The sequence below is a fragment of the Streptomyces sp. NPDC019224 genome, assembly GCF_040632605.1.
Taxonomy (GTDB): Bacteria; Actinomycetota; Actinomycetes; order Streptomycetales; family Streptomycetaceae; genus Streptomyces.
On the sequence record NZ_JBEYCF010000016.1, the window covers coordinates 40,411 to 67,350 of the forward strand.

General features: G+C 70.7%; 24 protein-coding genes. 9 read left to right on the top strand and 15 right to left on the bottom strand.

Annotation, left to right across the window (positions count from 1 at the left end):
- Positions 1 to 50: 50 nt before the first annotated feature.
- Entirely contained in the window at positions 51 to 1,217 is a 1,167-nt protein-coding gene (gene rhaI / locus ABZ564_RS13165) for an L-rhamnose isomerase (RefSeq protein ID WP_360854533.1), read from the bottom strand.
- A gap of 266 nt (positions 1,218 to 1,483) precedes the next feature.
- Between rhaI and ABZ564_RS13170 the strand changes: the two genes are divergently transcribed.
- Positions 1,484 to 2,512: a LacI family DNA-binding transcriptional regulator gene (locus ABZ564_RS13170; RefSeq protein ID WP_360854304.1), complete on the top strand. Its 1,029-nt coding sequence runs from the start codon at positions 1,484 to 1,486 to the stop codon at positions 2,510 to 2,512.
- A 198-nt stretch (positions 2,513 to 2,710) separates the two neighbouring features.
- Here ABZ564_RS13170 and ABZ564_RS13175 read toward each other — a convergent pair whose 3' ends face one another.
- Together ABZ564_RS13175 and ABZ564_RS13180 are read right to left on the bottom strand one after the other, a co-directional pair.
- Entirely contained in the window at positions 2,711 to 3,733 is a 1,023-nt protein-coding gene (locus ABZ564_RS13175; RefSeq protein WP_360854306.1) for a zinc-dependent alcohol dehydrogenase family protein, read from the bottom strand.
- 227 nt (positions 3,734 to 3,960) lie between these two features.
- Positions 3,961 to 4,539, bottom strand: coding sequence for a hypothetical protein (locus ABZ564_RS13180; RefSeq protein WP_360854309.1), 579 nt, complete (start codon positions 4,537 to 4,539; stop codon positions 3,961 to 3,963).
- Between the two features lie 134 nt (positions 4,540 to 4,673).
- Here ABZ564_RS13180 and ABZ564_RS13185 point away from each other — a divergent pair, with 134 nt between their 5' ends.
- Together ABZ564_RS13185 and ABZ564_RS13190 are read left to right on the top strand one after the other, a co-directional pair.
- Positions 4,674 to 5,582: a helix-turn-helix transcriptional regulator gene (locus ABZ564_RS13185; protein WP_360854312.1), complete on the top strand. Its 909-nt coding sequence runs from the start codon at positions 4,674 to 4,676 to the stop codon at positions 5,580 to 5,582.
- A 69-nt stretch (positions 5,583 to 5,651) separates the two neighbouring features.
- The gene (locus tag ABZ564_RS13190) at positions 5,652 to 6,461 is read left to right on the top strand and encodes an SDR family NAD(P)-dependent oxidoreductase (RefSeq protein ID WP_360854315.1); all 810 of its coding nucleotides are present in this window, start codon (positions 5,652 to 5,654) and stop codon (positions 6,459 to 6,461) included.
- Positions 6,462 to 6,575: 114 nt separating this feature from the next.
- Here ABZ564_RS13190 and ABZ564_RS13195 read toward each other — a convergent pair whose 3' ends face one another.
- Positions 6,576 to 7,643, bottom strand: a complete 1,068-nt coding sequence (locus tag ABZ564_RS13195; protein WP_360854318.1) for an aldose 1-epimerase family protein — start codon at positions 7,641 to 7,643, stop codon at positions 6,576 to 6,578.
- Positions 7,640 to 8,386: an SDR family oxidoreductase gene (locus ABZ564_RS13200; protein ID WP_360854321.1), complete on the bottom strand. Its 747-nt coding sequence runs from the start codon at positions 8,384 to 8,386 to the stop codon at positions 7,640 to 7,642. The genes ABZ564_RS13195 and ABZ564_RS13200 overlap by 4 nt, the downstream gene beginning before the upstream one ends.
- 201 nt (positions 8,387 to 8,587) lie before the next feature.
- Between ABZ564_RS13200 and ABZ564_RS13205 the strand changes: the two genes are divergently transcribed.
- The 5 genes from ABZ564_RS13205 to ABZ564_RS13225 all read left to right on the top strand — a co-directional run bounded on the left by ABZ564_RS13205 (position 8,588) and on the right by ABZ564_RS13225 (position 13,988).
- Complete coding sequence (locus ABZ564_RS13205; protein WP_360854324.1) at positions 8,588 to 9,796, top strand: CoA transferase; 1,209 nt, start codon at positions 8,588 to 8,590, stop codon at positions 9,794 to 9,796.
- Positions 9,793 to 10,890 (top strand): extracellular solute-binding protein, encoded by a 1,098-nt coding sequence (locus tag ABZ564_RS13210; RefSeq protein WP_360854327.1) that lies wholly within the window; start codon positions 9,793 to 9,795, stop codon positions 10,888 to 10,890. Before ABZ564_RS13205 ends, ABZ564_RS13210 begins: the two co-directional genes overlap by 4 nt.
- Positions 10,887 to 11,690 carry an enoyl-CoA hydratase/isomerase family protein gene (locus ABZ564_RS13215; protein WP_360854330.1) on the top strand — a complete coding sequence of 268 codons (804 nt, stop codon included), beginning with the start codon at positions 10,887 to 10,889 and terminating at the stop codon, positions 11,688 to 11,690. The genes ABZ564_RS13210 and ABZ564_RS13215 overlap by 4 nt, the downstream gene beginning before the upstream one ends.
- 10 nt (positions 11,691 to 11,700) lie before the next feature.
- On the top strand, positions 11,701 to 12,873 hold the full coding sequence (locus ABZ564_RS13220) for a fumarylacetoacetate hydrolase family protein (protein ID WP_360854333.1): 1,173 nt from the start codon (positions 11,701 to 11,703) through the stop codon (positions 12,871 to 12,873).
- 74 nt (positions 12,874 to 12,947) lie between these two features.
- Positions 12,948 to 13,988, top strand: coding sequence for a LacI family DNA-binding transcriptional regulator (locus ABZ564_RS13225; protein ID WP_360854336.1), 1,041 nt, complete (start codon positions 12,948 to 12,950; stop codon positions 13,986 to 13,988).
- An 83-nt stretch (positions 13,989 to 14,071) separates the two neighbouring features.
- On the opposite strand, the gene ABZ564_RS13230 is transcribed toward ABZ564_RS13225, so the two are convergent.
- Positions 14,072 to 14,731 carry a ThuA domain-containing protein gene (locus ABZ564_RS13230; protein ID WP_360854339.1) on the bottom strand — a complete coding sequence of 220 codons (660 nt, stop codon included), beginning with the start codon at positions 14,729 to 14,731 and terminating at the stop codon, positions 14,072 to 14,074.
- Positions 14,732 to 15,233: 502 nt separating this feature from the next.
- Here ABZ564_RS13230 and ABZ564_RS13235 point away from each other — a divergent pair.
- Positions 15,234 to 15,983, top strand: a complete 750-nt coding sequence (locus tag ABZ564_RS13235; RefSeq protein WP_360854342.1) for an FCD domain-containing protein — start codon at positions 15,234 to 15,236, stop codon at positions 15,981 to 15,983.
- Positions 15,984 to 16,668: 685 nt separating this feature from the next.
- On the opposite strand, the gene ABZ564_RS13240 is transcribed toward ABZ564_RS13235, so the two are convergent.
- The 9 genes from ABZ564_RS13240 to ABZ564_RS13280 all read right to left on the bottom strand — a co-directional run bounded on the left by ABZ564_RS13240 (position 16,669) and on the right by ABZ564_RS13280 (position 26,728).
- Complete coding sequence (locus ABZ564_RS13240; protein ID WP_360854345.1) at positions 16,669 to 17,010, bottom strand: L-rhamnose mutarotase; 342 nt, start codon at positions 17,008 to 17,010, stop codon at positions 16,669 to 16,671.
- A 144-nt stretch (positions 17,011 to 17,154) separates the two neighbouring features.
- A complete protein-coding gene (locus ABZ564_RS13245; protein ID WP_360854348.1) occupies positions 17,155 to 17,997 on the bottom strand; it encodes a carbohydrate ABC transporter permease in 843 nt (280 codons plus the stop codon).
- Positions 17,994 to 18,905, bottom strand: a complete 912-nt coding sequence (locus tag ABZ564_RS13250) for a sugar ABC transporter permease (protein ID WP_360854351.1) — start codon at positions 18,903 to 18,905, stop codon at positions 17,994 to 17,996. Before ABZ564_RS13250 ends, ABZ564_RS13245 begins: the two co-directional genes overlap by 4 nt.
- A gap of 2 nt (positions 18,906 to 18,907) precedes the next feature.
- Positions 18,908 to 20,173, bottom strand: a complete 1,266-nt coding sequence (locus ABZ564_RS13255) for an ABC transporter substrate-binding protein (protein ID WP_360854354.1) — start codon at positions 20,171 to 20,173, stop codon at positions 18,908 to 18,910.
- Positions 20,174 to 20,263: 90 nt separating this feature from the next.
- Positions 20,264 to 21,709: a hypothetical protein gene (locus ABZ564_RS13260; RefSeq protein ID WP_360854357.1), complete on the bottom strand. Its 1,446-nt coding sequence runs from the start codon at positions 21,707 to 21,709 to the stop codon at positions 20,264 to 20,266.
- Positions 21,710 to 21,771: 62 nt separating this feature from the next.
- On the bottom strand, positions 21,772 to 22,752 hold the full coding sequence (locus tag ABZ564_RS13265) for an aldo/keto reductase (protein ID WP_360854360.1): 981 nt from the start codon (positions 22,750 to 22,752) through the stop codon (positions 21,772 to 21,774).
- Positions 22,753 to 22,757: 5 nt separating this feature from the next.
- Positions 22,758 to 23,780: a hydroxyacid dehydrogenase gene (locus ABZ564_RS13270; protein WP_360854363.1), complete on the bottom strand. Its 1,023-nt coding sequence runs from the start codon at positions 23,778 to 23,780 to the stop codon at positions 22,758 to 22,760.
- The gene (locus ABZ564_RS13275; RefSeq protein WP_360854366.1) at positions 23,777 to 24,994 is read right to left on the bottom strand and encodes a mandelate racemase/muconate lactonizing enzyme family protein; all 1,218 of its coding nucleotides are present in this window, start codon (positions 24,992 to 24,994) and stop codon (positions 23,777 to 23,779) included. The genes ABZ564_RS13270 and ABZ564_RS13275 overlap by 4 nt, the downstream gene beginning before the upstream one ends.
- Positions 24,995 to 25,570: 576 nt before the next feature.
- Entirely contained in the window at positions 25,571 to 26,728 is a 1,158-nt protein-coding gene (locus tag ABZ564_RS13280) for a GntR family transcriptional regulator (RefSeq protein WP_360854369.1), read from the bottom strand.
- Between the last annotated feature and the right edge of the window lie 212 nt (positions 26,729 to 26,940).

A 26,940-nucleotide genomic window follows, 5' to 3' on the forward strand; every position in this document is an offset into this window, starting at 1 on the left:
CTGAGGAAGTGGGCATCGTCCGGCCCTGCGGGCCGGCTCCGGGACAGCCCTTAGGCTCCCCAGCCGGCCTGCTCGCCGCCGACGCGTTCGGCGGCGAGCCGTTCCTGCCGTCCGGAGCGGAGGTAGGCGGCGACCGGGTCGGGTTCGAGGCCCCGCTCCTCGCGCAGCTCGCGCAGCAGGGGGCGTACGTCGGTGTGGTACGCGTCCATCAGCACGGCGTTCGCAGCGAGCACATCACCGTCCCGCTGCGCGGCGGCCAGTGTGTCGAGGTCGACGAGGAGGGCCTTGGCGGTGGCCTCCTGCACGTTCATCACGGACCGGATGACGGCCGGGATCTTCGCCTCGATGTTGTGGCACTGATCGAGCATGAAGGCCACGTTCGTGGCCGGTTCCAGACCGCCGTTCTTCGAGACCTCGTGCATGATCCGGAACAGCTGGAACGGATCGGCGGAGCCGGCCATCAGGTCGTCGTCCGCGTAGAAGCGGGAGTTGAAGTCGAAGCCGCCGAGCTTCCCCTCCCGCAGCAGGAACGCCACGATGAACTCGATGTTCGTACCCGGCGCGTGATGCCCGGTGTCCACGACGACCTGCGCCTTCGGGCCCAGCTTGAGGCAGTGGGCGTACGCGGTGCCCCAGTCCGGCACGTCGGTGGTGTAGAAGGCGGGCTCGAAGAACTTGTACTCCAGCAGCATCCGCTGCCCGGCGCCGAGCCGCTCGTACACCTCCGCCAGTGCCTCCGCCAGCCGGTCCTGGCGGCCGGTGATGTCTTCCTGGCCGGGATAGTTGGTGCCGTCCGCGAACCACAGCTTCAGATCGGCCGACCCGGTCGCGTCCATGATGTCGACGCACTCCAGCAGGTGGTCCACCGCCTTCCGGCGGACGCCGGCGTCCGGGTGGCAGACACTGCCCAGCTTGTAGGCGTCGTCCTGGAAGGTGTTGGAATTGATCGCCCCCAGCTCCAGGCCGCGCTCCTTCGCGTACGCGCCCAGGGCGCCGTAGTCCTCGACCCGGTCCCACGGGATGTGCAGCGACACCCTGGGGGCGATGCCGGTGTACGCATGCACCTGAGCCGCGTCGTCGAGTTTCTCGTACGGCGTCCTGGGGACACCGGGCTGAGCGAACACCTTGAAGCGGGTGCCGGAGTTCCCGTACCCCCAGGACGGGGTCTCGATCTGCTGGCCGGCGAGCGCGGCCCTCACGGCGGCGATGTCAGGCATGGTCACCTCGGGATGAGACTGGAAGAGGGGCCCCGGAGCGGGGCGGAAGAACATCGAACCGACTGCGGAAGTGAATCGATTCAGTTCGTCTTGAAGGTAACGGGGCCTGGCGGGAGCGTCAAGGCTTGCCTGTAGCGATGTCGAGCTTCGGGATCCCCGGTGAAACAATTCATGAGGGAGGCCGGTTCGGCCGCTGCGTACGATGTCTGTCCCGGGGCGGGCCTCGCTCCCCGCGGGCAGCAGGACGACGACAGCAGGTGGGACGGATGACGGGTACCGCACGGACGGTCGGCATCAAGGACGTGGCACGTGAGGCCGGCGTCTCTGTGGGCACGGTCTCCAACGTGATCAACCAGTCGGAGCGGGTCGCGCCGGACACACGGGAACACGTCCAGCGGGTCATCGCACGCCTGGGCTATGTCCGCAGCGACTCGGCCCGACAGCTCCGGGCGGGCCGCAGCCGGATCATGGCGCTGCTCGTGCTGGACATGGGCAACCCCTTCTTCGTGGACATCGCACGCGGGGCCGAGCGCACCGCCCGCAAGGCCGGCCTCGGCGTCATGGTCTGCAACAGTGCGCAGAGCCCGCAGGACGAGGCCGACTACCTCGCGCTCTTCGCCGAGCAGAGGGTCCGCGGAGTGCTGATCACTCCCTCCGACCCCAGTGGGGCAAACCTGCGGGAGTTCCGCCGGTACGGCATCCCCTTCGTCCTCGTGGACCGGGTGGCCACCGACGCGGACGGCTGCTCCGTCTCGGTCGACGACGTGGCCGGCGGCGCCCTGGCGATCCGGCACCTGACCGCCGCCGGCCACCGGTCTCTCGCCTACGTCGGGGGCCCCGACCAGCTCCAGCAGGTGCGTGACCGCCGCGAGGGCGCCCTGCTCGCCCTCGCCGAAGCGGGCCTGCCGGCCTCGGCGCTCCAGGAGGTCCCCGCCGAACGGCTCGAGGTCGCCGCCGGACGCGACGCCGGAGCCAGGATCCTGGGCCTGGCCGAGCGGCCCACCGCCGTCTTCTGCGCCAACGACCTCCTCGCCCTCGGCGTCCTCCAGGCCCTGTACACGGCCGGGGTGCGGGTCCCGCAGGACATGGCGATCGTCGGCTACGACGACATCGAGTTCGCGGCGGCCGCCACCGTGCCCCTCACCTCCGTACGCCAGCCGGCGGTCACCATCGGGTCGATCGCCGCCGGCATGCTCCTCCGGGAGACGGGGGAGCACGCCCAGGATCACAGCCATGAGCACGTCATCCTCCAGCCCGAGCTGGTGGTGAGGCAGTCGAGTCTCGCGCGGAAGTGAGCACGGCCGAGGAGGGTGCGCCACGCCGCACACCCCGGCTCGGTACGTCTGTCGGAGCGCCCCCGGGCCGGTCCGCCCTGCCGGGACCCTCGGTCCCGGCTTCTGAAGGACCAGGCCGACGGTCTCGGCGGTCATGCCGGAGCCACGGTGCTGCCGCGTTCGGGGATGGTGGAGCGTGGACCTTCCTCGGCACTCACGTCAGAGCGTGAGGAGCACCTTGGTGGCGCGGCGCTCGTCCATCGCCTTGTAGCCTTCCGGGGCCTGCTCGAGGGGCAGGGTGAGGTCGAAGACCTTGCCGGGGTCGATCTCGCGATCCCAGATGAGCTGGATCAGGTCGGGCAGGAACCGGCGTACCGGGGCGGGGCCGCCGAGGGTGTGGATGCCGGCGAAGAAAAGGTCGATACCGGGGATCTGGACGCCGTAGTTCACGCCGACGTAGCCAAGATGTCCGCCGCCGCGGGTGGCGCCGATGGCCTGCAGGAAGGATTCCTGGGTGCCGACTGCCTCGATGACCGAGTGCGCGCCGAGCCCGTCCGTGAGTTCCTTGATCTTCGCGACGCCTTCGTCGCCGCGTTCTTCGACGATGTCGGTGGCGCCGTAGTAGCGGGCCAGTTTCTGCCGCTCGGGATGGCGGGACATGGCGATGATCCGCTCCGCGCCGAGTCGCTCGGCGGCGAGCACGGCCATGAGGCCCACCGCGCCGTCGCCGATGACCGCGACGGTCTTACCGGGTCCGGCTTGGGCGGCGACGGCGGCGTACCAGCCGGTGCCCAGGACGTCGGAGGCCGCGAGGAGGGCGGGGATCAGCTCGGGGTCGGGCCGGCCGGGGGTGGCGACGAGGGTGCCGTCGGCGTGCGGGATGCGGGCCTTCTCGGCCTGGGTGCCGATCGTCTGCGCGACGAACTCGGCGTGGACGCACTTGGACTGGAAGCCGGCCCGGCAGATCTCGCAGGTGTTGTCGGAGATGACGAACGATCCGACGACGAAGTCGCCGACCTCGACGTTCTTGACCTCGGAGCCGATCTCCTCGACGACGCCGACGTACTCGTGTCCCATGACCTGGTGGTCGGCGGGCTCGATGCCGCGGTAGGGCCACAGGTCGGAGCCGCAGATGCAGGTCGCGGTCAGCTTCACGATGGCGTCGGTCGGCTCGATGATCTTCGGGTCCTCGCGGTCCTCGACGCGGACGTCGCCGGCCTTGTGCATGACTACTCCACGCATGGTGGTCTCTCCTTGGTGGTGGTTCTGGCGCGGTGGGGCGCCGTTTCTTGTTCGGGAAGGCACGGGGGTACCGAGGCTGCCCTGGTTCGGTGGCCCTGGTGGGGTCGAGTCCGCCGGATGGGCGTAACCCGTCAGGACCGGGGATGCTGCCGGCCAGGCGGGCGCCGGTGCGGGTAGGCGGCTCTGGGCGAGCGCGATAGTGAGGGCGGGAGTCAGGGCCGGCGCGGCTACGGCGAGGGCAGCGAGCGCCCGGAAGGGTCCACGCCGGCCCATGAGCTGTCCGGCGAAGGCGCCGAGCGGCCCCCCCGATCACGTTGGGCGAGCATCGAGCCGGCGCCGGCGCCGACGATGCCCAGGGCATGGGAACCGGCGGCGGGACCGGCCGTACGCGCGGCCACCCCGTTGGCCACCGCCCAGAACGCGCCGGTCGCCCACGCCGGCAGGAACCGCCCCGCCGGCCGCAGCGCGAAACCGGGACCGAGCGTTATCGGCAGGTGACCTAAAGTGAAGACGGTGAGAGCGAGGATCAGTGTCAGCCGCAGGGTCGGCATCGCCCTCAGCGGTGCGCCGACGACCATCCCGACTGCGAACACGGTGATCAGCAGCCTGGGCCGGGCCACCCCGACCTGCACATCGGCCGCGATCTCGGGCAACAGGCCCGCGCCCGCGAACTCGGTCGTCCCCCTCAGGAACGTGGCCGGCGCCGGCACGTGGACGACCAGCGGAAGCCGGGCCGGCGGGCCTTCCCGAGGGTGATTGGCATACCGGTCGGCGAGGGCGCGGAGGGTTCCTCCTCGCAGGGTCATACAGCGTCTCCGTGGGGGCGGGATCCTGGTGCGTCCTCCACAGAACCGCGCCGTGCGCGGGCGCGGCAGGCTGCGTTTATCGGGGGTACAACCTCAACCCCCCTGCCGCCGGGTTCCCGTCGTAGCGTGGAGACATGGAACGCCGCTCCGACAACCGCGCCGACATCCGTGACTTCCTGGCCCGCCGGCGTGCCCAGCTCACCCCCGAGCAGGTCGGGCTGCCCACCAGCGGCCGGCGTCGGGTACCGGGGCTGCGCCGCGAGGAGGTCGCGGTCCTCGCCGGCGTGAGCACCGAGTGGTACACGCGGCTGGAAAAGGGCCATATCGGCGGCGTGTCCCAGGACGTCCTCGACGCGGTGGCCCGCACCCTGCAGCTGAGCGACGACGAGCGCACCTACCTCTTCGACCTGGCCAGAGCCGCCCAGCCCAGTCCCGCGACCCGCCGCCGCCGCAAGGCCGTCGACGTCCCGCCCCGCGTCCAGTGGCTGCTCGACTCCATCACCCTGTCCGCAGCCTTCGTCACCAACGGCCGCCTGGACATGACGGCTGCCAACGGACTCGCCCGCGCCCTGTTCGCACCCATGATCGGCAGCCATACCGCGGGCGAGCGCGGCCGCCCCAACTTCGCCCGGTACTGGTTCCTCGACGACGACTCCCACGACTTCGCCGACGACTGGGACGCTGCCGCCGACAGCACCGCCGCACTCTTGCGCGCCGAGGCCGGCCGAAGCCCCGACGACAAGGCGCTGCGCGAGCTCGTCGGGGAGCTGTCCACGCTCAGCACCGAGTTCCGCACCCGGTGGGCCACCCACAACGTGCGCATCCACCACGGCGGCGTCAAACGCTTCCACCACCCCGACGCGGGCCCTCTGGAACTGACCTACCAGCCGCTGGACCTGCCCATGTCCGTCCGGGAGGCGCATTCCCTGACCATCTACACCGCCGAACCCGGCTCGCCCTCCGAAGACGGCCTGCGCCTGCTCGCCTCCTGGGCAGCCACCCACGAGCTCCACCCGCCCGCGCGACAGCCCCCGGCACCTTGATAGGCGTGCCAACAGCCCTTTGCAAGCGACAACCCAGGGGAGTTCTCCCGTGCCACCCACAGGACGATCATGAGCCGGATCCTGATCACCGGTTCCACGGACGGACTTGGCTACGCCGCAGCGGCCGCGCTGCTGTTCGCCGGGCACAACGTCGTGGTCCACGCCCGCAACCCTGAACGTGCCGGAGCCCTCGACCCGCTCATCGGCCGCGGAGCGGAACTCGTCGTCGCCGACTTCGCCGACCGTGACGCGGTACGGCACACAGCCACCGAGCTGAACGGCAAACCCCCGCTCGATACAGTCATCCACAACGCCGGTGTCTGGAGCGGACCGGCCGTCATGCCCGTCAACGTCGTCGCTCCGTACCTGCTCACCGCGCTGCTGCACCGGCCATACCGCCTGCTGTACCTGAGCAGTAGCTCGCACTTCGACGGCCGCCCCTCGCCGGCCGGCATCGACTGGCGCGGGACGACCCCAGGGTCGTATGCGGACAGCAAGCTGTTCGTCACCACCCTCGCCGCCGCAGCGGCCCGCCTGTTCCCCGACGTGCTGAGCAACGCCGTGGACCCGGGGTGGGTGCCTACCAGGATGGGGGGACCCGGAGCACCGGACGATCTCGAGCTCGGCCATCTGACACAGCAGTGGCTGGCCGCAAGCGACGAGCCCCAGGCACTGACCACCGGCGGCTACTGGTATCACCAGCAACGGCAGCGGCCGCACCCCGCCGTACACGACGAGGCGTTCCAGCACCGGCTTCTGCAGACGCTGGCCGAGGAGACAGGCACCAGCTGGGCAGCTGCCCCGGCCGAGGGTCGGAGCCTGCCCATTGCCCGCCCCGGACTGAACCGTTCCCAGTTCGGTAGAGACTCGATGCCGTGAAGGATTGAGTCATGGCACGTCCTTCCTCCTATCCCGTTGAGCCGCGCAAACGAGCGGTCCGCAGGGTCGCCACCTTGTGACGCATATATCCGGCGCGGCCGCGCCGTCGGGTGATCAGCCGGTCCGGCCCACCCGGAACGTCGTCGTGTACAGGCGTTCCTCACCCGGCTCCAGGAACGTCATGGATCCGTTCTCCCGGGCGGCGGGCTCGCCCTGTACATGGTGCGTGGAAGGCTCGAAGCCCACGGCGTAGGCGCCCTCGCGCAGGTGCATCCACTGGAAGAAGGACGGGAACTGCGCCTGGACGTACTCCAGCTCGAAGTACATCCCTAGACGGTCGTTCACCAGCCGGGGCCGTACCGAGCCGTCGGCGTCCGGTTCCAGTTCGTGCTCGTAGACCTGCTCGACGAATCCCGGCAGCGGGCCCGGCATCTCGGTGTTCGAGACGCCCTGTTCGGCGACACTGTCGCTCTGCCACAGCGTGCGGCGCAGCGGCATCTCGTAGCGCGCGCCCTCGTCCAGGAAGGGCCAGCCGACGTTGATGTGGTAGAGGAACATGTGCGGTGTGGGGTCGAAGCCGGCGTTACGCACCCGGTCGATGAGCCGGATCTCCGCCCCGCCGAGATCGGCCTCGATGCGGCGGGTGAGCCGCAGGTGCTCACCGAAGACCGCGGCCTGGCGGACCTCGCCCTCCGCCCAGAGGACGCAGTGGTCCTCGTCCTGCCACTGCTCGCCGTAGCCGGTGAGCCGGGCGGGCAGGTTGCCGACCCGGCCGTGCAGTGCGTGGGAGGCGGTGCGGCGCGGCGGGTAGCGGTACTGCGAGGCGTCCACCTCGGCACCGAACAGCGTGTGGTCGAGACCGGCGGTGAGCAGCAGACCCGAGAAGCTGCGCATCATCGACAGGCCGTCGTCGTCGCGGTACTCGTGCAGGCCGGGGTGGCGGAACCCGGTCGCGGAGCGCCAGCCGAACCCGAGACCCTGGAACTCCGCCCCGCCGAGATCCATGGCCCGGTCCACGAGCACATCGAAGGAGAGTCCGGCGCCGGTACGGAACTCCAGCGTGCGGATGCCGCGTTCGGAGCCGTCGTCCAGGACGACGGCCCGCACACCGCCCGCGGCTGCCAGGTCGCCTGCGTGCCGGGCGAGGGCGTGACGGTCGTAGTCGCGTCCGTTCAGCTTCACGCCATCACCCACCCTCCGTTGACCTCCAGGCACTGACCGGTGACGAAGGAGGAGTCCGCTCCGGCGAGGAAGGAGACGGCCGAGGCCAGTTCCTCCGGGCGGCCGCGCCGCTTGAGGGCCTGATGGTCGAGCACCTGCCGGGTATAGGCCTCGGGATCGTCGTGGATCTCCTCGGCCGCCGTGGGGAACGCGCCGGGGGAGACGCAGTTGACGCGGATCTCCGCGGGCCCGAGCTCGCGGGCGAGTGCGCGGGTGAAGGCGACGGCCGCGCCCTTGGTGGAGATGTAGGCGGCGAGCGAGTCCCAGCCCCCGTGCATGGTGATCGAGGCGACGTTCACGATCGCCCCGCCGCCCGTGCCCGTCATGCGGCGCGCGGCCGCCTGAGCGGCGACCCAGTAGGCGCGCTGGTTCACCGCGACCACATCGTCGTACTCCGCCAGCGGCACATCGAGGAAGGGACGGCTCGGGTACACGGCGGCGTTGTTCACCAGGACGCGCAGGGTGCCCAGCTCGGTCGCGGTCCGTTCGACGGCCGCTTCGACCGCTTGTGCGTCGCGCAGGTCGGTGGTCAGAGCCAGGACGCGGGCACCCGACTTCCGTACCTCCTCGACCGTCTGCTCCAGCGACGCGGGGTCGCGGTCGAGCACGGCCACATCGTGTCCGTCGGCGGCCAGGCGGGAGGCCATGGCTCGTCCCAGGGCGCCGCCGGCGCCGGTCACGAGTGCTGCTTGCGGTTGACTCATCGATGGTTCCCATCTTCCCGGTGCCGGCCGGGTGCCGCGGGGCGGATCGAGGCGTTGACACTGCGAGCGGGGCCCGCATAGCGTGAATGTTAGCGCTGCCGGTAGCGCTAACAACAGGGCCTGGAACTGCAAATGCGGTGAGGGCGCGGTGAGTTCCCCTCCCTCCCTCCTCTTCGCCTCCCTCCCCTTTCAAGGAGTCCCATGACGACGCCTGACAAGCCCGGGATACTCAGCGGGTACCGGGTTCTCGACTGCTCCATCGCCATGGCCGGCCCGTTCGCGGCCCAGCGGCTCGGCGACCTCGGGGCCGACGTGGTCAAGGTCGAGCCGGTCACGGGGGAGTGGCAGCGTCATGCGGCCGCGGGAGGCGCGGGCGGGAACCGGATCAACGTCTCCTTCCTTTCGCTGAACCGCAACAAGCGCTCCCTCGCCGTCGACCTCAAGGACCCGGACGGCAAAGAGGTGCTCCGCCGGCTCGTGGCCGACGCCGACGTCTTCCTGCAGAACTACCGCCCCGGTGTCGCCGACCGCCTAGGCGTCGACTACTCCTCGCTGGCGGAGGTCAACCCGTCGCTCGTGTACGTCTCCATCTCGGGCTACGGCGAGGACGGTCCCTACGCCCAGCGCCCCGGGCAGGACCTGCTGCTCCAGGCGATGTCCGGGGCCATGCTCTCCGCGGGCCGCGCCGGCGGGGCACCGCAGGCCGCGGGCCAGTACCTCGTGGACGCGGTCACCGCGTCCACCGCCTTCGAGGGGGTGCTCGCCGCGCTGCTGCACCGCGAACGGACTGGTGAGGGACAGCTCGTGACGGTGAACATGCTGGACGCCGTCACCACACTCCAGATGCAGGAACTGTCGGTGCACACCGTGGGCGGCCTGGAGCAGAACCGCTCCGGCGAACCGCACGCACATGTCTACATCCGCGCCCCCTACGGCGCGTTCGAGACCGCCGACGGCTACATCGTCCTCGCCTTTCCGCCGCTGAAGACACTCGGCGAACTCCTCGGCGAGGAAAGCTTCCTGTCCATGGAGGACGAGGAGCACGGCTGGACCCACCGCGACGAGATCTTCTCGCGCACCGCCTCCCGCCTCCGCACCCGTACCTCGCGCCACTGGCTCGACGCCTTCGAGGCCGCGGGCGTATGGGCCGGACCGGTCTATGGCTACGCGGACCTGGTCGACGACCCGCAGATCCGCCACAACGGCACCTTCATCACCTACGACCACCCCACCGAGGGCCGTGTGAAGGTGCCCGGGTTCCCTTACAAATTCTCCGCCACGCCTCCCCGCATCGACCGAGGTGCCCCGCTCACCGGCCAGCACTCGCGCGAGATCCTGGCCGAGGCCGGCCTCGGCCAGGCGGAGATCGAGGCGCTGTTCGCCTCCGGCACCGTGACGGAGACCCAGTGACCTACGCCGGACTGACCTGGGACCACCCGCGCGGCCACGACGCCCTTGCCGCGGCGGCCGGCGACCTCGTGCACTGGTCCGTCCAACCGCTGGAGGGTTTCGAGTCCCATCCCATCGACGAGCTCTGCGCCCAGTACGACCTCGTCGTCCTGGACCATCCGCACCTGGGGGAGGCACTCGCCTCGGGCTGCCTCCGCCCGCTGGACGATCTCTTCGGCAGGGACGAACTGGACCGCTGGCGTGCCGGCTCGATCGGCCCCACCATGCGCTCGTACGCGATGGACGGCAGGCAGTGGGCCCTGCCTCTGGACGCGGCCACCCAGGTCTCCGCGACCCGCACCGATCTCGCCGGGGAGCCGCCCACCACCTGGGAGGAGGTGCTCGGCCTCGCGAGCCGCGCGCCGGTGGCCCTGTCGCTCGCTGGACCGCACGCCTTCCTCACCTTCGCCTCCGTCGCGGTCGCCCTCGGCGAGGAGCCGGCCGCCGACCCCGGTGAACTGATCAGCGATACGACGGGACGTGCCGTCCTGGACCTCATGGCCGGCATCGACGCCCGCGCACCCGCCGGTACGCGCACGCTCAACCCGATCGGTCTGCTGGAGCTGATGGCGGGCACCGACCGCCTGGCGCACTGCCCGCTGGTGTACGGCTACGTCACCTACGCGGACCGGCTGACGTTCACCGACGCCCCGGCCGCCCGACCGGGGGGACGGCCGGGCTCCACCCTCGGCGGCACCGGACTCGCCGTCAGTTCCCGCTGCACCCCCACCTCGGAACTCCTTGACCACATCCGCTGGCTGATGTCGCCCTCCGCCCAGTGCGGATTCCTGCCCCGGCACAGCGGGCAGCCCAGCGCACGCGCCGCCTGGACCGACCCGGCGATCGTCGCGGCGGACTTTTACCGCCGGACCACCAACACCTGTGAACAGGCGTGGGTCCGCCCCCGCCATGCCGGCTACATCGGCTTCCAGAGCGCCGCCTCCGCCGTCATCCGGGACGCCCTGGCCGACGGGACCGGAAACGGGGCGGCAGTCGGCCTGCTCCGATCCCTCTACCGCGCGAGCCGGACCACGAAGGAAGCAGGACGAGCATGACCGACACCACCAGTACCCCGCCCGATCTCGACACCGGACACGTCCTGCTCGACGTCGCCGACCGGGTCGCCACCCTCACGCTGAACCGGCCCGAGAAACTGAACGCCGTGACCCCCGAGATGTCCCGCGCCCTGGTCCGGGCCGTGCAATGGTGCGACACCACGGACGACGTCCGCGCGGTGATCCTGACCGGTGCGGGCGGGCGCGCCTTCAGTGCCGGATCGGACATCCGCGAACTCGACGGATACCGCACCCCGTGGGAGTTCCGCAATCGCGTCGACTACTGCGATGCCATCCGCGAGGCCCGGACGCCCACGATCGCGGCCGTCGGCGGCTACGCCCTCGGCGGCGGGCTGGAGACCGCCCTGTCCTGCGACATCCGGATCGCCTCACGGACGGCGTCCTTCGGAGCACCGGAGATCACACTGGGCTGGATCGGGGGCGGCGGCATGGCGGCCTTCCTCAGCCGCGCGGCCGGGCCGAGCAACGCGGCACTCCTGCTGCTCACCGGCGACCGCATCGATGCCGCACGGGCGCTGGAGTGGCACTTGGTCAGCGAGGTGGTCGCCCCCGCCGAACTGCTCGACCGGGCCCGGGCCCTTGCCGCGGTCATCGCCTCCCGGGCCCCCGTGGCGGCGGAGACCGCCAAGATCAACCTTCGGGCGGCCGGGAATCTGCCCGAGGACCAGGCTCTCGCCTACGAACGGGACCTGCAGACCATCTGCTTCGCCACCGAGGACGCCGCCGAAGGCCGGCGCGCGTTCGCCGAGAAGCGCCCGCCCGTTTTCCGCAAAGCCTGAGAGGAACGACATGACCCAGTGGCCCGACGCCGTCACCACCCTGCCCGACGACGGCACGGAAGGGGCCCTCGTCGGCCGGGTCTGGCAGCCCGGCACCGGTCCCTGCGTCGTCGCCGTCCGCGAGAGCGGTGTGCATGACGTGACGGCGACCTTCCCGACCGTCCGCGACCTCTGCGAAACCCCCGATCCTGCGGCGCGGTTGCGCACGGCCGACGGCGAGCGCCTCGCCGGACTCGACGAACTGCTGGCCAACACGCCGCCCGGGACACGTGATCCGGCACGTCCCTGGCTGCTCGCCCCCGTGGACCTCCAGGCGGTCAAGGCCGCCGGCGTGACCTTCGTGGTGTCCATGCTGGAGCGGGTGATCGAGGAACGTGTGCGGGGCGAGGCCTCCGGCGCCGCCGAGGTACGCGAGCGGATACGCGGCCTCGTCGGGGACGATCCGGCCTCCCTGCGGCCCGGCTCCGCGGAGGCCGCCGCGCTGAAGGAACTCCTGGTCGCCCGGGGGATGTGGAGTCAGTACCTGGAGGTGGGTATCGGGCCCGACGCCGAGATCTTCACCAAGGCCCCCGTGCTGGCCGCTGTCGGCACCGCGACCGATGCCGGGGTCCTCTCCACCTCACGGTGGAACAACCCCGAACCGGAGATGGTGCTGGTCGTCTCCTCCGCGGGGGAGGTCGTGGGCGCGACTCTCGGAAACGACGTCAACCTCCGTGATGTAGAGGGACGTTCGGCACTCCTTTTGTCGAAGGCGAAGGACAACAACGCCTCTGCCGCCCTGGGACCGTTCGTGCGGCTCTTCGACGCGGCCTTCGGGATGGACGACGTGCGTAAGGCGGCGGTGACCCTGACCGTCGAGGGAGAGGAAGGCTACCGACTCGACGCCGTGTCCTCCATGTCCGCCATCAGCCGCGACCCACTGGACCTCGTCGGTCAGCTGATCGGACCGCACCATCAGTACCCCGACGGTGCGGTGCTCTACCTGGGTACGATGTTCGCCCCCGTCGAGGACCGTGACGCTCCGGGCCAGGGCTTCACCCATCACGACGGAGACCTGGTCACCATCGCCACGCCCCGGCTCGGTTCACTCGTCAGCCGGATCAGGCCGAGCGATGCCTGCGAGCCGTGGACCTTCGGCATCTCCGATCTGATGCGCTCCCTGGCCGCCCGGGGAGTGCTGTGACGCAGGGCGCGCCGTCCGGCCGGAGCGGCCGGGCGGACGGCGCGGCGGCGGGCGCAATGGATATCGTTTCGGATGTGACCCAGCCATCCCCCCGCCCACGCAAGCGTTCCGCCACCCGTTCGGTGACCCTGTCGGACGTGGCGGCGGCGGCCGGGGTGTCCGCGCAGACGGTGTCGCGGGTCGTGCGCGACCCGCGGTCGGTGCCGGACTGGACCCGGGCCACCGTCGAAGCGGCCATCGCGGCGACCGGCTATGTGCCCAACCTCGCCGCCAGCAACCTGGCGTCGAACCGCAGCCGCACGGTCGGTGTCCTGGTCCCGCAGATCAACGCGTCGGTCTTCGCGGACACGGTGCACGCCTTCTCGACCGCTCTGGCGGCCCACGGCTACCAGATCTTCGTCGGCACGACCGACTACCGGCCGGAGCACGAGGAGGACGTGCTGCGGAGCTTCCTCGGCAGGCGGCCGGACGGACTGCTCATGGTGGGAACCGACCACACCCCCGGAACCCGTGCCCTGCTGGCCGCCGCGGGAGTACCCGTCGTGGAGACCTGGGGCTGGTCGGACGATCCGGTGGACCTGCTGGTCGGCTTCTCCAACGCGGCGGCCGCAGCCGCGATGGTCGGACACCTCGTCGAGCGGGGCCGGCGCCGGATCACGTTCGCCGGGCGGCACACCTCCGGCGACCTCCGGGCCGCCGAGCGGCTCGACGGCTACGCGACCGCTGTCCGTGAGCTGCTGGGTACTGCTCCGCGCACGGTGGACGCGGGCCCGGAGCCGGTCACCATGGACACCGGCGTCACGCTCCTGGACCTTGTGCTGGAACGGCATCCGGACTCCGACGCCGTGATGTTCTCCAGCGACGTCTTCGCCGCCGGCGCCCTGCAGGCGTGCGTACGACGGGGGATCGACGTCCCCGGCACGCTGGCCCTGGCCGGGTTCGGTGACTTCGAGCTGGCCCGGCATCTCGTCCCCTCGCTCACCACGGTGGCGGTGCCCGGCACCCTCATCGGCGAGCTGGGGGCCGAGTTGCTGCTGGAGAGGATGCGCGGCACCCCGGTCGGCGTTCCGCACCGCGACGTGGGCTACCGGGTCGTCGCCCGCGCAAGCTCCTGACGCAGGGGCGTCGCCCGGGCCGGGGCGGCGCCCGACTGAGGCCCGGGGCGGCCTGCGCACGGCGAGCGGCCGCCCCTCCGGCCTCAGCGGGCTGCCCAGACCAGACCCCGTTCGATCATTTTCGCCGTCTGCGGCACCTCCAGGTCCGCGACACGGTGGCCGAGGGTGCAGACGAAGACCCGGCCGGCGCCCCAGCGGCGCGTCCACACGACGGGGAACTCGACCGGCTCGTCCCACTGCCCGCCGTCGGGGGAGAGGACCGAGGTGGCCAGCACCGTGTTCAGCGTGTCCGTCAGCACCCAGTAGTGCTCGGTGAGGACGTCGAAGTCCCCGATGCCCTGGGTGATCTCGCCGTCCCGCTCCGGCAGGGCCGTGATGCGGACGGTGAAGTCCTGGAACCCGTCCGGGTGCCACAGGAACCGTCCCCCCACCATGCGCAGATAGCGAGCGGCGGCGACATTCGTTCCGATGACGCCGCCGTGCCAGCCGGCGAAACCCGTTCCCGCCTCCACTGCCGAGACGAGCGTGTCCTCCTGGAGGGGCGTCAGTTCGCCCCCGGACCACGAGTGGACGACGAGGTCCGTCGCGGCGAGCAGGTCCGCGTCCTCGTACACCGAGAGGTCCTCGGCGACGGATACGTCGAACCCGGCGCGTTCGAGCCGGGGAATGAACATCCCGGTGCAGCCGACCGGGTCGTGCCCCTCCCAGCCGCCGCGTACCACCAGGGCGTTGCGCTGACTCACTTCGGATTGCCTCCGTACGGTGTCGGTTGTCCCTGCGGCTCTCGTGGTTCCGCTCGGCCGCTGCCGGGTGGAACCACGCTCGGTCGGTTACTGACGGATCCCTCAACACCCCATCCCTGAGTGCGAATTGAGGACCTGGGAGTAACCTGGCGCCAAGCGCTCCGGGTCTTCCTGCGGTCACGCTCCTCGGTCCGGTGTTCCCGTCGTGGCCGTGGACCGGGACCCAGTGCCATGCGTCGCACCCCGCCTTCGGTTGAAGCGTGTCGCACGGTGGTGACGGGCGAATCCCGCCCCCGGAGCTCTGACCGGGCATACCCGAAGTGCCGTTCGCGGGCGGTCGGTCCGGCCCCGGGCGTGCTCTCGCCTCCGGGTGGCGGCGTGACTGGAAACCTTGGTCATCACTTATGATACGAGTGATGACCTTAGCATGTTCCGCTAGCCTTGAGCCCTCGGACAGCGGGGACCGGGCACACCTGCACACACATTGGGAGTCGCTGACCAGATGAGTAACCCATCCGCGGACGCCGTTGCCGTGTCCCCCCGTCAACGGCGTCGGCCTCCCCTCGCAGCCGCCGTCGTGCAGAGCCTGGCGACGGCCATCGTGCTCGGCGAGTACCCGCCCGGAACGGCACTGCCTTCGGCGGGCGTCCTGTGCGAACAGTACGAGGTGAGCCGCACCGTCATCCGCGAGGCGACCATGGCTCTCTCCGAGAAGGGACTCGTCGCGACGCGTCAGGGTTGGGGGACGGTCGTGCTCGATCAGGAGCAGTGGAGTCTGCTCGACCCCCTGATCCTCGACGCGCTCTTCCAGCGGAAGGACCGGCTGGTCTTCCTCGACAACCTGATCGAGATCCGGACGACGCTCGAGTGCGCCATGTCCGCCCGCGCCGCCCGTCTCATGGACGACACGCAGGCGGCGGCGCTCTCGGCCAAGCTCGACGAACTCGCGGCTCTGCGAGGTGACCCGGAGGCCTACTCCCGTGCCGACATCGAGTTCCACGAGATCATCCACCGTGCGTCGCGGGACGCGTTCGGGCGGGCCATCGTGTCGAGCATCCAGGGCAAGGCCGTGCGCTACCCCCAGTACAGCGGCGATCCCACACGTGAGCACATCGAGCTGACGCACGAAGCGCACGCACGGCTCGCGGCCGCCCTGCTCGCCCGGGACGCCGACGAGGCTGCCGAGGCGATGCGGGACCACATCACGTCCTCCTGGGAGCGCCGGCGACCGCCCGGCCCGTCCGGCGCATGACGTGCGCCGGGGCATCCGTGTGCGGTGGATGCCCCGGCGCGAGGAGACGGTGTCACCCGGCGGCTACCGGCGAACAGCGTCCGTCGGAGTGCTTCTGCTTCCGGTTCGTGCAGTGCGCGTGCCACGCGGCGTCTGACTCCCGTCCCCCACAGGTGGCAGGCGGTCTCCGTGGTGGTGCACGAGGCGTCGTTCGGGTACTCGGCCAGGTCTGGGCGTTGCCGTCGACGACGAGTTCCGGAGCGAACGGCTGCTGGACCCAGTTGAAGCCGATCTTGCACAGCGTTCCCGGGGCTGTCCCATGCGCGCCGAGGTCGAACACCCACACGCCGTTCCGGTGTGTTCAGACGGGTGTTGGAGGAGTACCGGGGCTCGGCGAGCGTATCGGCCGAGAGGTCGGTGAGCCGCTGCCACCCGTCCGCCGGAAGTTCGCACGACCCGGTCAGCGTGACCTTCTCGTCGTGGTACGCGGCGTACGTCACCCATGAGTTCTCCTTGCCGCTGAGGCGGATGGTGTCGTCCAGTACATACGCCCCGCCGAGGCCGTCGGGCCGGACGGCGCGGCCGACGCGTGCCGGCCGCCGGCACGCCGGCGCTCGTCACCAGCGCCAGAGCGACGGAGGCCAGTACGGTCCGTGCCGGTCGTCTCCCGGTTAAGGGCGGCCGGGCGGGGCCGGCGGACGACGGGTCAGTCCAGATGGAAGACCTCCTCCGCGTCCACCCAGCGCTCACCGGGCTCCGCCGAGCCGAGCGGCTGCTGGCAGGGATCGGTGAGGGTCCACCACCGCTGGGTCTCCGGGTCGGCGGCGACAGCGGCCATATCGGCGTCGTAGTCGTCGCCGGTGTACTCGTAGTAGGCGAACAGAGTGTGGTCGCGAAGGAAGATCGAGTACGAGGTGATGTGGGCGCGGGACAGGGTGTCCAGGACCGGCTGCGGGACCGACCGGTGCAACTCCCGGTACGTCTCTTCCTGTTCCGGACGCAGACGGATCACGGACGCGACGCGGCGCGGGGTACGGGGTGCGGGCATGGCACAGGCTCCTTCGTGAAGCGGGCCGGCCGGCCCGCCAAAGGCCTCTACCGGCCGGGCGGAAGCGCCGGACCGGTCGGATCTGGGGAGAGGAACGGGACGGGCGGGCCGGCCGGGGGTGCCCGGTCGGCCCGCCATCGGGGATCAGCCCTTCACGGCTCCTGCCGCGAGACCGCTCATGACGTGACGTTGCATCACGACGAAGATCACCATAATGGGGATCACGGCGAGCAGCAGGGTCGGGAACACCTTGGTGTAGTCCGTCGAGTACTGGCCGACGGCGGCGTACACACCGGTGGTGACGGTGTAGACGTCACTGCCGGGGCCGAGGATCATCTGCGGACTGGCGAAGTCGTTCCACACGCTCAGCGAGTTCAGGATGAACACGGTGGCGATGACCGGCCGCATCAGAGGCACGATGATCCGCCACAGCGTGTAGTACTTGCCGGCCCCGTCGATGGCCGCGGCCTCGTCCAGCGACCTCGGCAGCACGCGGATGTAGCCGAAGAAGACGAACAGTGTGAACGGGATGGTGGTGGCTGTCATGAAGAGGATGAGGCCGGGCATCGTGCCCATCAGTCCCACGGCGCGGAGTACGAAGATGACCGGCACCAGGATCACCTGGGTCGGGATGAACATCCCCGCGATGAAGAAGAACAGCAGCAGCCGTGAGATCACCTTCGGTGTGCGGGCCAGTACGTAGGACGCGGGCGCGCACACCACCATGGCCAGCGCGTTCACGCAGAGCACCAGCGCGAGCGTGGTGCCGTACCCCTTGAGAATGCTGAAGTCGGGGTTGTTCCACGCGTCCGCCAGGTGCTGGAACGTCGCGGTGCCGAGGTCCAGGGTGAACGGGTTGCTGAGGATCTCCCGCTGGCTCTTGAAGGCGTTGACCACCAGGAGGTACATCGGCACGAGCATGCCGACGGACGCCAGGGTGACGAACGCGACGCGCAGGGCGGCGGCCGAGGCGAGTGTCTTCTTCATCCGATGGACTCCGCGTCGTTCTCGGCGCGCCTGCGCAGAAAGAGGACCGTGAGGGACAAGGCCGCGGCCGCGAGGATCAGCAGCACGGCCTGGGCCGACGCCAGGCCGATCTTCCGCTGGGGGAAGGAGACCGCGAGGATCGAGTAGGCGAGGGTCTTGGTCGATCCCGCGGGACCGCCCCCGGTCAGTGACACGACGACGTCGTACGTCTTCAGCAGCGAGATGCCCGAGGTGATGACGGCGACCGTCACCGTGGAGGCCAGCGACGGCCACGTGACGGCACGGAAGGTCTGCCACCGGCCGGCTCCGTCGAGCTTCGCCGCCTCCAGCAGATCCTCCGGCACGGCCTGGAGCCCCGCCAGATACAGGATCAACTGCACGCCGAACAGGGACCAGACGATGACGAGGATCATCGACCACAGCGCCCAGTCGGGGTCGCTGAGGAAGGGCAGGCTGTCGGTTCCGACCTTCTCCAGCATGGTGTTGACCACGCCCTGGGGCCCGAGGATCGCCTGCCACAGGAAGCCGACGACCAGCGCGCTCAGGACATGCGGGTAGAACATGACCACCCGGCCGAAGGTGGTGAACCGGTTGGTGCGCTTCAGCAGCAGCGCGAGCCCGAGCGCCGCGACGTTGACGGCGACCGCGCCCACCACGGCCACCACGGCAGTGATCACCATGGTGCCCGTCATGTCGTCGGAGGCGAAGATGGTGCGGTAGTTGTCCAGCCCGATGAACTCGGGGACGCGAGTGGGGAATCCGTTGTACTCGGTGAAGCTGTAGTAGAACGCGTAGATCACCGGTACGACCAGGAGTGCGGCGTAGATCAGCACCGCGGGGACGATCATGCTGATACTGGCGCCCGCGTTGCGCCATCGCCGCGGCTTCGAGGGGAGTGTGCGTGCCATGGTCAGCGGTTCTCGTCGGTCCACTGGTCGATGGCCTTGGCGGCGTCGGCCGGGCTCGCCCCCGTGTAGAGGCTCTGAGCGACCTCGGTGAACTTGGGGTTGAAGCCCGTCACCGGCAGCCGGACGTTGCCCTGGCCCTCGCCCACGGCGACGAGCGCGGGAGCATGGTCGAGAATGCCCTGGATCAGGGCTTCGGTGCCGGTCTGCTTGACGCCGGACTCCTGGCGGAACACCCCGTCGGAGCCGAGCTGCGCCTTGATGGCCGCCGGGTCGGTCACGAGGAACTCCACCAGCTGCTTCGCGCCGGCCTCGTCCGACGCGCCCTTGTGCACCATGTACGGGTTGGCCATGGTGGCGCCCTGCGGACCGGGATAGCTCTTGCCGTCGGCGGCCGGCGGGGAGAACACGCCCACCTCGAAGGGCAGCTTCCCGGCCTTGGCCAGCGTGGCGGCGAACCAGCTGCCGTTGGTGTAGAGACCGGCCTTGCCGGCGATGAAGTTGCCGTCCGCCTGCGAGGGGTTGAGCCCGGCGTCGCTCTTGGCTATGTAACCGGCGTCGATCCAGTCCGCGTACATCTGGAAGGCGGGCTTGTAGGCCTCGCCCACGGTGAGCTTCTTGTCCGTGACGGCGCTCTGCCACTTCGGGTGGAGCTCGTTGAGCGTCGGGTGGTAGATCTGCTGGAGCTGGAGGCCGGTCTGGTAGTCGCCCGCGGTCTGCATCGGCGTGTAGCCGGCCTTCTTGAGCTTGCCCAGATCCGCGGTCATCTCCTTCCACGTGGTCGGAGTCCTGGTGATGCCGGCCTTCTTGAACGCGGTCTTGTTGTAGTAGACGAGCGACTGGGTCTGGGTGCCGACGCCGACGGCGAAGTGCGTGTCGCCGATGGCGTACGCGTCGAACATCGGGGTCCCCTTGGCCCAGGCCTCACCGCTGAGGTCGACCAGTTCCGGAGCCGTGTCGTCGTCCGGGAAGATGGACTGGATGACATCGGGGGCGGTCCCCGCGGCCAGTTGCTGGGGAAAGGACTCGGCGACGGACTTGCCGGTCGGGCCCTCGATCTTCACCTTCAGACCGGTCTTGTCCTCGAACGGCTTGACCAGCTTCTCCCAGTAGGCCCGGTCGAGGTTGTCGGTCAGGTTGACCATCATCCGGATCTCGCCGTCCTTGCTGCCGGACGTGCCGGAGCCCGAAGAGCAGGCCGCGAGGAGCAGCAGCGGAACCACGGCGGCAAGGGCGGCTCCGCGCGCCTTGGTCCCTCGGTTGGCAGACATCATTGTCGACTCTCTTTTCCTCGGTAGGGAAAGCTGGTGATCAACGTTCTCTGGACTGCGGGGTACGCGGATGCGGGGCGTGCTCCGGTGTCACAGCCGTCCCCGGTAGGGCAGCGGGCCGACGGCGGTGATGTCGGTGGGTACCTCGTCGGCGTCGACGCGGTAGATGCCGTCGTTGGCGACGAAGAACTCGAGAGCGTCCGGATACCGCAGGTCCTCGGGCAGCGGATCGCGGTCGGTCCAGGCGAAGAACTCCCGGGTGAAGGTGTCCTTGTCCTTGCGGCCGTAGATGTGCAGGTCCCCCGCGGTCAGCGGTGAGCGCACGCACCAGTGGACGCCGGACTCGGCCCAGAAGGCACGGTCGCTGATGAGAACCGACTGCCGGTCCCGGGGGGCGAGCACCTTGTCCCAGAAGCCGTCGCCCGGCCCCAGCCGCGCCATCAGGAACATCAGGTCGTGGGCGTGCCAGGCGGTGCTGGGTGCGATGTCGGCCTCGTTGTGCCAGCCGCTGGCGGAGGCGAAGTATCCGGCGGGCGTCTGGTAGCCCGCGTAGGTGGCCAGGCACGCCTCGGTGAACGCTTCCAGCTCGGCGTCGGGTCCCTCGGCCAGCACCTCGTGGATGCCGTAGAGCGTCAGGCCCATGCCCGCGATCAGCATGGGCGTGTCCGTCTTCAGGGCACGGTCGCCCTGGACGTACCAGTAGCGGTGGTAGCGGACGGCGCCGGTTTCGTCGGTCCACGCCGAGCGGGCCACGTGCCGGCACAGCCGCCTCGCCTCGGCCAGCAGCTCCGGATCGCCCTGGGCGCGGTAGCCGAGGACCAGGGGAACGATCATGAGGCCGTAGTACTCGGCCGGCTCCAGGATGCCGCCCTCGGTGCGGTCCCGCACGGTGCGGAAGGTGCCGGAGCTGTCCGCGTCGGGTACGCCGCGGTGGTGGAACAGGCGGACCAGGGTGGCCAGGTCCTCGGGTATCTGCTCCGTGTAGGTCTTGTCGTCGGCCAGCTCCGTGTAGAGCTGCTTGACCCACACCCGGGCGTACTCCTGGTTGCAGGTACCGTCCTCACCGGCCCGGCCGCCCCCGTACATCTCGCACGCGTCGAGATTGCGGCGTACGGCCGCGAGCGCGGCGTCCACCTCGTCGTCGGGCAGCAGATGACGTGCGTGCTTCAGCGCGAGCATCACACCGAGGCTCCCGACGGCGTTGTGGATGAGTCCGGTGGTCGCCGACTCACCGACCTGGAAGCCGATGTGCCGGTACTGGCCGTCGTCCTGGAACTCCGTGGCCTGGTAGCGCACCAGCCGCCGCAGCAGCTCGACGCCCCGCTCGTCGGGCTGCTGCGCCAGGGCCTGCGCGAAGGCGCCGACGGCAGGGCCGGCGAAGGTGGTGTGCCCGCTGGTGAAGTCGAGGAAGGTGAAGGGGTTCGTGCCCCACACACTGTGGTTGTGGAAGCCGTTGACCGCGCCCTCCTCCGTGATCCAGCTGTGCAGCCAGCCGGCGAGTGCGGCCGTGTCCGGCTCGGTCGTGCGGTGTGCCATGGCGTTCCTTCCGTAGTGGTTGCACGGCCGTGCGGCATCCGGCCGCGCGGAGCCGGGGACGTTCATGTCCGTCCCCTCGGGGGAAGCAGGGACAGCGCGGCCAGTTCGTCCCAGAGTGCGTCGGGGACAGTGGCGGTCAGCCGCTCGGCGTTGGTGCGGGACTGGTGGGCGTTCCGTGCGCCGAGAACCACCGAGGTGACCGCCGGGTGCCGCAGGGGGTGGGCGATGGCGGCCTCCGGGAGGCTGCTGCCGTGCCGCTCGCAGACGTCCGCGATCGCGGCGGCCCGGCCGAGCACTTCACGGGAGGCCGGCCGGTAGTCGTAGGTGGCGTGCATCGGCGGGCGGGGGGGCGCGAGCAGCCCGGAGTTGTACACCGCGGCGGCGACGACGCCGACACCCCTCTCCAGGGCGAGCGGGAGCAGCTCGTCCGCGGCGGAGTGGTCGAGCAGGGTGTGGCGGCCGGCCACCATGACGATGTCCACGTCGCAGCGGCGGACGAACTCGGTGAGCATGCCGGTCCGGTTCATTCCGGCGCCCACGGCCTTCACCACCCCCTGGTCGCGCAGTTCGACGAGGGTGTCGATGCCCGTCGTGGACGCCTCCTGCCAGTGGTCGTCGGGGTCGTGGAGATAGACGATGTCGACGTGGTCCAGGCCGAGACGTTCCAGACTGCCCTCAAGGGACCGCAGGATCCCGTCCCGGCTGAAGTCCCAGCTGCGGCGGGACGCCGCGGGCACCACGAATCCGCCGTCGTCCCCGAGGTGCGCCGTCTGCGGACTCGGCACCAGCAGCCGGCCCACTTTGGTGGACATGGTGTACTGGGACCGGGGATGCCCCGAGAGGGCCGCGCCGAGGCGGCGCTCGGACAGCCCGAGCCCGTAGTGCGGGGCTGTGTCGAAGTAGCGGACGCCGCTTCGCCAGGCCGCGTCGACGGCGCCCGAGGCGTCCTCGTCGCTCGTGACCCGTCCGAGGTTGCCCAACTGAGCCGCACCGAAGCCGAGTTCTGTCAGGGCCGGGGTGCGGGGGGTGGTTCGAGTACGCATGCGCCTCACCGGACCCTGGTACGTGCGGAGGCCGCGAGGTCCTCCGGGTGGGCGAACGGACGGCCCGACGCGAAGCGCTCCACCTCGTCGACGACGGCGTCTCCGATGCGGTGCAGCTCACCGCCCATGGAGCCGGCCAGGTGCGGGGTGAGCACGACGTTGTCCAGCGACCACAGGCTGCTGTCGGCGGGGAGCGGTTCCGGGTCGGTGACGTCCAGCACGGCGTCGATCCGGCCGCTGCGGAGCTCCGCGGTCAGGGCGTCCTGGTCGACGACGGCTCCACGGGCGGTGTTCACCAACGTCGCCCCGTCGCGCATGAGGGCGAGCAGGCCCGCGTCGATCTGCCCCCGCGTCCGCGGCGTCAGCGGCTGGTGCAGGGATACCACGTGACTGCTTCTCATGAGTTCGTCGAGCGCCACCGGCCGTGCGCCGAGGGCGACGGCCTCCTCCGTGGTGAGAGTGGGGTCGTACAGGAGCACGTCGACATCGAAGGAGCGGAGCAGGGCGAGGACCGCGCGGCCCACGGTGGAGGCGCCGACGATGCCCACCGTCTGCCGGTAGTTGCCGGGCACGGAGTGTGTGGCCGGATGTCCCGGAACGCTCCTGGACCGCCGGTACGCCCGCGCGGCGGGCAGGGCCCGCTTGCCGGCCAGCAGGATCATGGCGAGTGTGTACTCGGCCACCGGGACGGAGTTGGCGGCCCGGGCGTTGGCGGCGACCACCCCGCGGGCGGCGAAGGACTGGGGGTCCTCCAGGCAGGTCGCGGCGACACCGCCCGCGTAGACCACGGCCCGCAGCCGGGAGACGTACGGGAGGTGGGCGGCGCGGACGACGGGTGCGTTCCAGCCCGCGACGAGGACGTCCGCCCCGGCCAGGATCTCCCGTGAGCGGGCGGATTCCAGCTCGGTGAGGACGAGGCCGGTGTCGATGTCGGCGGCCCGGCGGAGGCGGGCGAAGGCATCCTCGTCGAAGAGGGAGCCGGGCAGACCCGGTGGGTTCATCGCGAGGACGGCGCGGGGGCGTCTCACGGGGCCATCCCCTTCCGGGCGCGCCCGGCGGTACGCGGGTGCCCGGCGGCGCCGTCGGTGGACCGGCCGTCGTGTCCGGACTCGGCCACGAGGCGCAGGCCGGCTTTGCGCGGCCGGACGTGGGGTCCGGTCGGCTGGGCCCAGCCGGCCGTCTCCTCGAGACGCGCGATCGCGGCCTCGTCGACGGTGATGCCGAGCCCCACGGAGTCACCGAGGACGATGCCGCCGTCGGCGATCTCCTGGTCCACGGTGAGTCCCACCGGGGCCGAGGTGTCCTGCACTTCGGTGACCAGGTGGTTGGGGGTCGCGGCGGCGGCGTGGGCGAGCGGGTTGGTTTCGTATCCGACCGGGCTGACGGGCAGGTCCTGGCCGTGGGCGAGGGTGGCGACCCGGAGGAAGTGGGTGATGCCCCAGACGCTGCCGGTCTGCACCACCTGCACGGCGTCCCCGGCCAGCAGGGGCCGGAACTGCTCCAGCCCGGTCAGGTTCTCGCCGGTGGCGACGGCGGTGCGTGCGGCTCGCCCCACGGCCCGGTTGCCTGCCACGTCCCACCGGCGGACCGGTTCCTCGATCCAGGTGAGATCGACGCGCTCCTCGATGCGGGCCAGCAGCCGCACCGCCTGGTGTCTGCCCCAGGTCTCGTTGACGTCGAGCATCAGGGCGGGGGAGCGGGTGGTGGCTCGCAGGACGTCCGCCACCGCGTTGAGCCGCGTGATGTCGCGGTCGGTGTCGAGCCCGCCCTTGATCTTGGCTCCGGTGAAGCCGCGTTCGGCCCAGTCGGTGTACAGCGCGACGAGTTGCTCGTCGTCCAGGGCGATGTCCAGGCCGGAGGCGTAGCCGGGAACGAAGCGGTCGGCGGCGCCGAGTGTGCGCCACAGTGGTTCGCCCGCCATCTTCGCCTTGAGGTCCCACAGCGCCATGTCGAAGGCGCCGATGGTGCCGAACACGGACCCACCGTGTCCGGCCTTGAACGTGTGGGCCAGCATCCGGTCGTAGAGGGCGGTGACGGCCCGGGGGTCCTGACCTTCGATGGCGGGGAAGATCCGATGGGCCTCGGTGTGGGCCCCCAGGCCCACACCGGTGAGACCGTCGTCGGTTTCGACCAGGACGACCGGGACTTCGGTGACCCCGCTTGCGACGAAGCCGTTCGCGTCCCCGACGGGGCGGCCCCAGTTGTGCGCGGTCCGCAGGGACCGGTATCCGGTGATCTTCATCTGCTCCCCCTCTGAATGCTCGTTAGCAGCCCCTGGACGGAGACGCGGGAGGCCTCCGAGGGGGCTGGTGCGTCCCTGGACCGGTGACCTGTGGTCCGGGAAGGCCGGGCGCGGGCCGCGGGGGATGGTGCCGGGGCACGCGGCTCGCGCTCGACGACCGCGCCGGTCGCTGATGGTTCGGGGGCGTTTTCTCTTGGCGCGGGCCATGGCGTCGCACCGTCGAGGGGGAGGCCCCGTGCCACCCCTTCAACACTCGTAACGTATCATACAAGTGACGACCTGAAAGCTATGCGGTAACGCCCAACTCGCCTGTGCTGCACGGGTGGTGGACGACAAAAGGGCATGTCGGGGCACATGTCGTGCCCGATGAGCCCGGATCCGACCCAGTGGGTCCGTCGCCCGCCCCAAGGGGCGAGCCTGCACGCGCGGGCCGGTCGTACACGGTCCGTCCCGCCTTCCGTCCGCCGGTGCGGCCGCGTCCGGCGGCGCCCCGCCCACGCCCATGGGCCCGGTTCCGCGCTCGGCCCCGCGCCGTACGGGCCGACGGGCCGGAGCATTCCCGGGGCGGCCCGGCCGTCAGCCCGAGGTGGCCGGGCCTGTCGGGCCGGCGAGGTAGCCGTCCACCTCGCCCGCGGCGTGGGCGGCGAACATCGGCCCGGCGAGCTCCGGATCCCCGGAGCGCAGGACCTCCAGCAGCTCCGCGTGGTGCTCGGCCAGCGCCCCCCAGCTGCCGTCGTAGCGGGGGTCGCCCAGCACGTGGAGATCCCAGAGGCTCGACTCGATCACGCGCCACAACCGCAGCAGCGCGTCGTTGCCGGCGGCCGCGCAGACATGCCGGTGGAACGACATGTCGGCGCCGCGGAACGCCGCGATGTCGCCCTCGTCCACGGCGAGGCGCAGCCGTGCCACATCGTCCGTCAGCAGCCGTGTGTGCTCGGCGTCCAGGCGGCCGGCCGTGCGACGGGCCACGTACTCCTCGAACATGACCCGGATGTCCCGCACGTCCTGGGCCTGCTGCTCGGGGATCCGCGCCACGCGCGTGCCGCGGTGCGGCTGGGAGGTCACCAGGCCCTCGTGCGCCAGACGCTTGATCGCCTCGCGCGGCGGTGCCTGACCCGTGCCCACCCGGCGGGCGATGTCCGCCTCCACGAGGCGCTGCCCCGGAGCGAGTTCACCGCTGACGATCCAGTCGCGCAGCAGCGCGTACACGTGCTCCGAGGGCGGCCGGTGCGAGAGGCGTGCCGGGGACGGGACCGCTCCCGCCGCGCCTCGGCCGCCCCCTCGGCGGCGCCCGCCCCTCGGCGGCCGCACCCCCTCGGGCAGTGCGGCGGCCTGCTCGCGCCGGATGCGCGCCACGGTGGACTGCGACAGGCCCAGGGCGTCCGACAGCGTGCGGGTGGACGGCACCGGAGTGCCGTCGCCGGACTGCGCGAGCACCTCCGCGATGCGCGCCTCCGCCTCCCGTCTGGTGACGCTGCGCGGTCGGCCCGAGCGGGGAGCGTCCCGCAGTCCGGCCACGCCCCGGCGGACGTAGCGGTCCCGCCACTTGGCCACCGTGGCGGGACTGACCTGGAACCGCTGGGCCACCTCGGCGTTGGTCAGCCCTTCGGCCAGGGCCAGGACGATGCTGCTGCGCAGACGCACGGCCCCCGGCAGCTGACGCGAGTAGTCGGACAGTGCGGCCCGGTCCTCCTCGCTGAGCTGGGGAAACACCTGCGGATCTGAAAAAGTCATGGCTTTGCCACTCCAGGGTTGGGCGAATTTATGACTCGGAGGGCCACCAGAATGACGTCCCGCACACATCAACTTATTGTTCGCTCCGGCGTATTGACGGCGACCGGGCGCGAACATCTTACTTATCGTGCTCGGTCAGTGACCCACCAGATCGTGCTCCGCGAAGCCCCCCGAGGAGGAAACGCTGCGTGAACGAAGGACCGGAGGGACAG

Excerpts from the sequence above, each read along its gene's own strand:
- ABZ564_RS13260 (WP_360854357.1), bottom strand. The coding sequence starts at position 21,709 with ATGGCACACCGCACGACCGAGCCGGACACGGCCGCACTCGCCGGCTGG.
- ABZ564_RS13190 (WP_360854315.1), top strand. The coding sequence starts at position 5,652 with ATGAGCCGGATCCTGATCACCGGTTCCACGGACGGACTTGGCTACGCC.
- ABZ564_RS13280 (WP_360854369.1), bottom strand. The coding sequence starts at position 26,728 with ATGACTTTTTCAGATCCGCAGGTGTTTCCCCAGCTCAGCGAGGAGGAC.
- ABZ564_RS13220 (WP_360854333.1), top strand. The coding sequence starts at position 11,701 with ATGACCCAGTGGCCCGACGCCGTCACCACCCTGCCCGACGACGGCACG.
- rhaI (WP_360854533.1), bottom strand. The coding sequence starts at position 1,217 with ATGCCTGACATCGCCGCCGTGAGGGCCGCGCTCGCCGGCCAGCAGATC.
- ABZ564_RS13275 (WP_360854366.1), bottom strand. The coding sequence starts at position 24,994 with ATGAAGATCACCGGATACCGGTCCCTGCGGACCGCGCACAACTGGGGC.
- ABZ564_RS13205 (WP_360854324.1), top strand. The coding sequence starts at position 8,588 with ATGACGACGCCTGACAAGCCCGGGATACTCAGCGGGTACCGGGTTCTC.
- ABZ564_RS13245 (WP_360854348.1), bottom strand. The coding sequence starts at position 17,997 with ATGAAGAAGACACTCGCCTCGGCCGCCGCCCTGCGCGTCGCGTTCGTC.
- ABZ564_RS13250 (WP_360854351.1), bottom strand. The coding sequence starts at position 18,905 with ATGGCACGCACACTCCCCTCGAAGCCGCGGCGATGGCGCAACGCGGGC.
- ABZ564_RS13200 (WP_360854321.1), bottom strand. The coding sequence starts at position 8,386 with ATGAGTCAACCGCAAGCAGCACTCGTGACCGGCGCCGGCGGCGCCCTG.
- ABZ564_RS13265 (WP_360854360.1), bottom strand. The coding sequence starts at position 22,752 with ATGCGTACTCGAACCACCCCCCGCACCCCGGCCCTGACAGAACTCGGC.
- ABZ564_RS13255 (WP_360854354.1), bottom strand. The coding sequence starts at position 20,173 with ATGTCTGCCAACCGAGGGACCAAGGCGCGCGGAGCCGCCCTTGCCGCC.
- ABZ564_RS13215 (WP_360854330.1), top strand. The coding sequence starts at position 10,887 with ATGACCGACACCACCAGTACCCCGCCCGATCTCGACACCGGACACGTC.
- ABZ564_RS13240 (WP_360854345.1), bottom strand. The coding sequence starts at position 17,010 with ATGCCCGCACCCCGTACCCCGCGCCGCGTCGCGTCCGTGATCCGTCTG.
- ABZ564_RS13170 (WP_360854304.1), top strand. The coding sequence starts at position 1,484 with ATGACGGGTACCGCACGGACGGTCGGCATCAAGGACGTGGCACGTGAG.
- ABZ564_RS13235 (WP_360854342.1), top strand. The coding sequence starts at position 15,234 with ATGAGTAACCCATCCGCGGACGCCGTTGCCGTGTCCCCCCGTCAACGG.
- ABZ564_RS13180 (WP_360854309.1), bottom strand. The coding sequence starts at position 4,539 with ATGACCCTGCGAGGAGGAACCCTCCGCGCCCTCGCCGACCGGTATGCC.
- ABZ564_RS13185 (WP_360854312.1), top strand. The coding sequence starts at position 4,674 with ATGGAACGCCGCTCCGACAACCGCGCCGACATCCGTGACTTCCTGGCC.
- ABZ564_RS13175 (WP_360854306.1), bottom strand. The coding sequence starts at position 3,733 with ATGCGTGGAGTAGTCATGCACAAGGCCGGCGACGTCCGCGTCGAGGAC.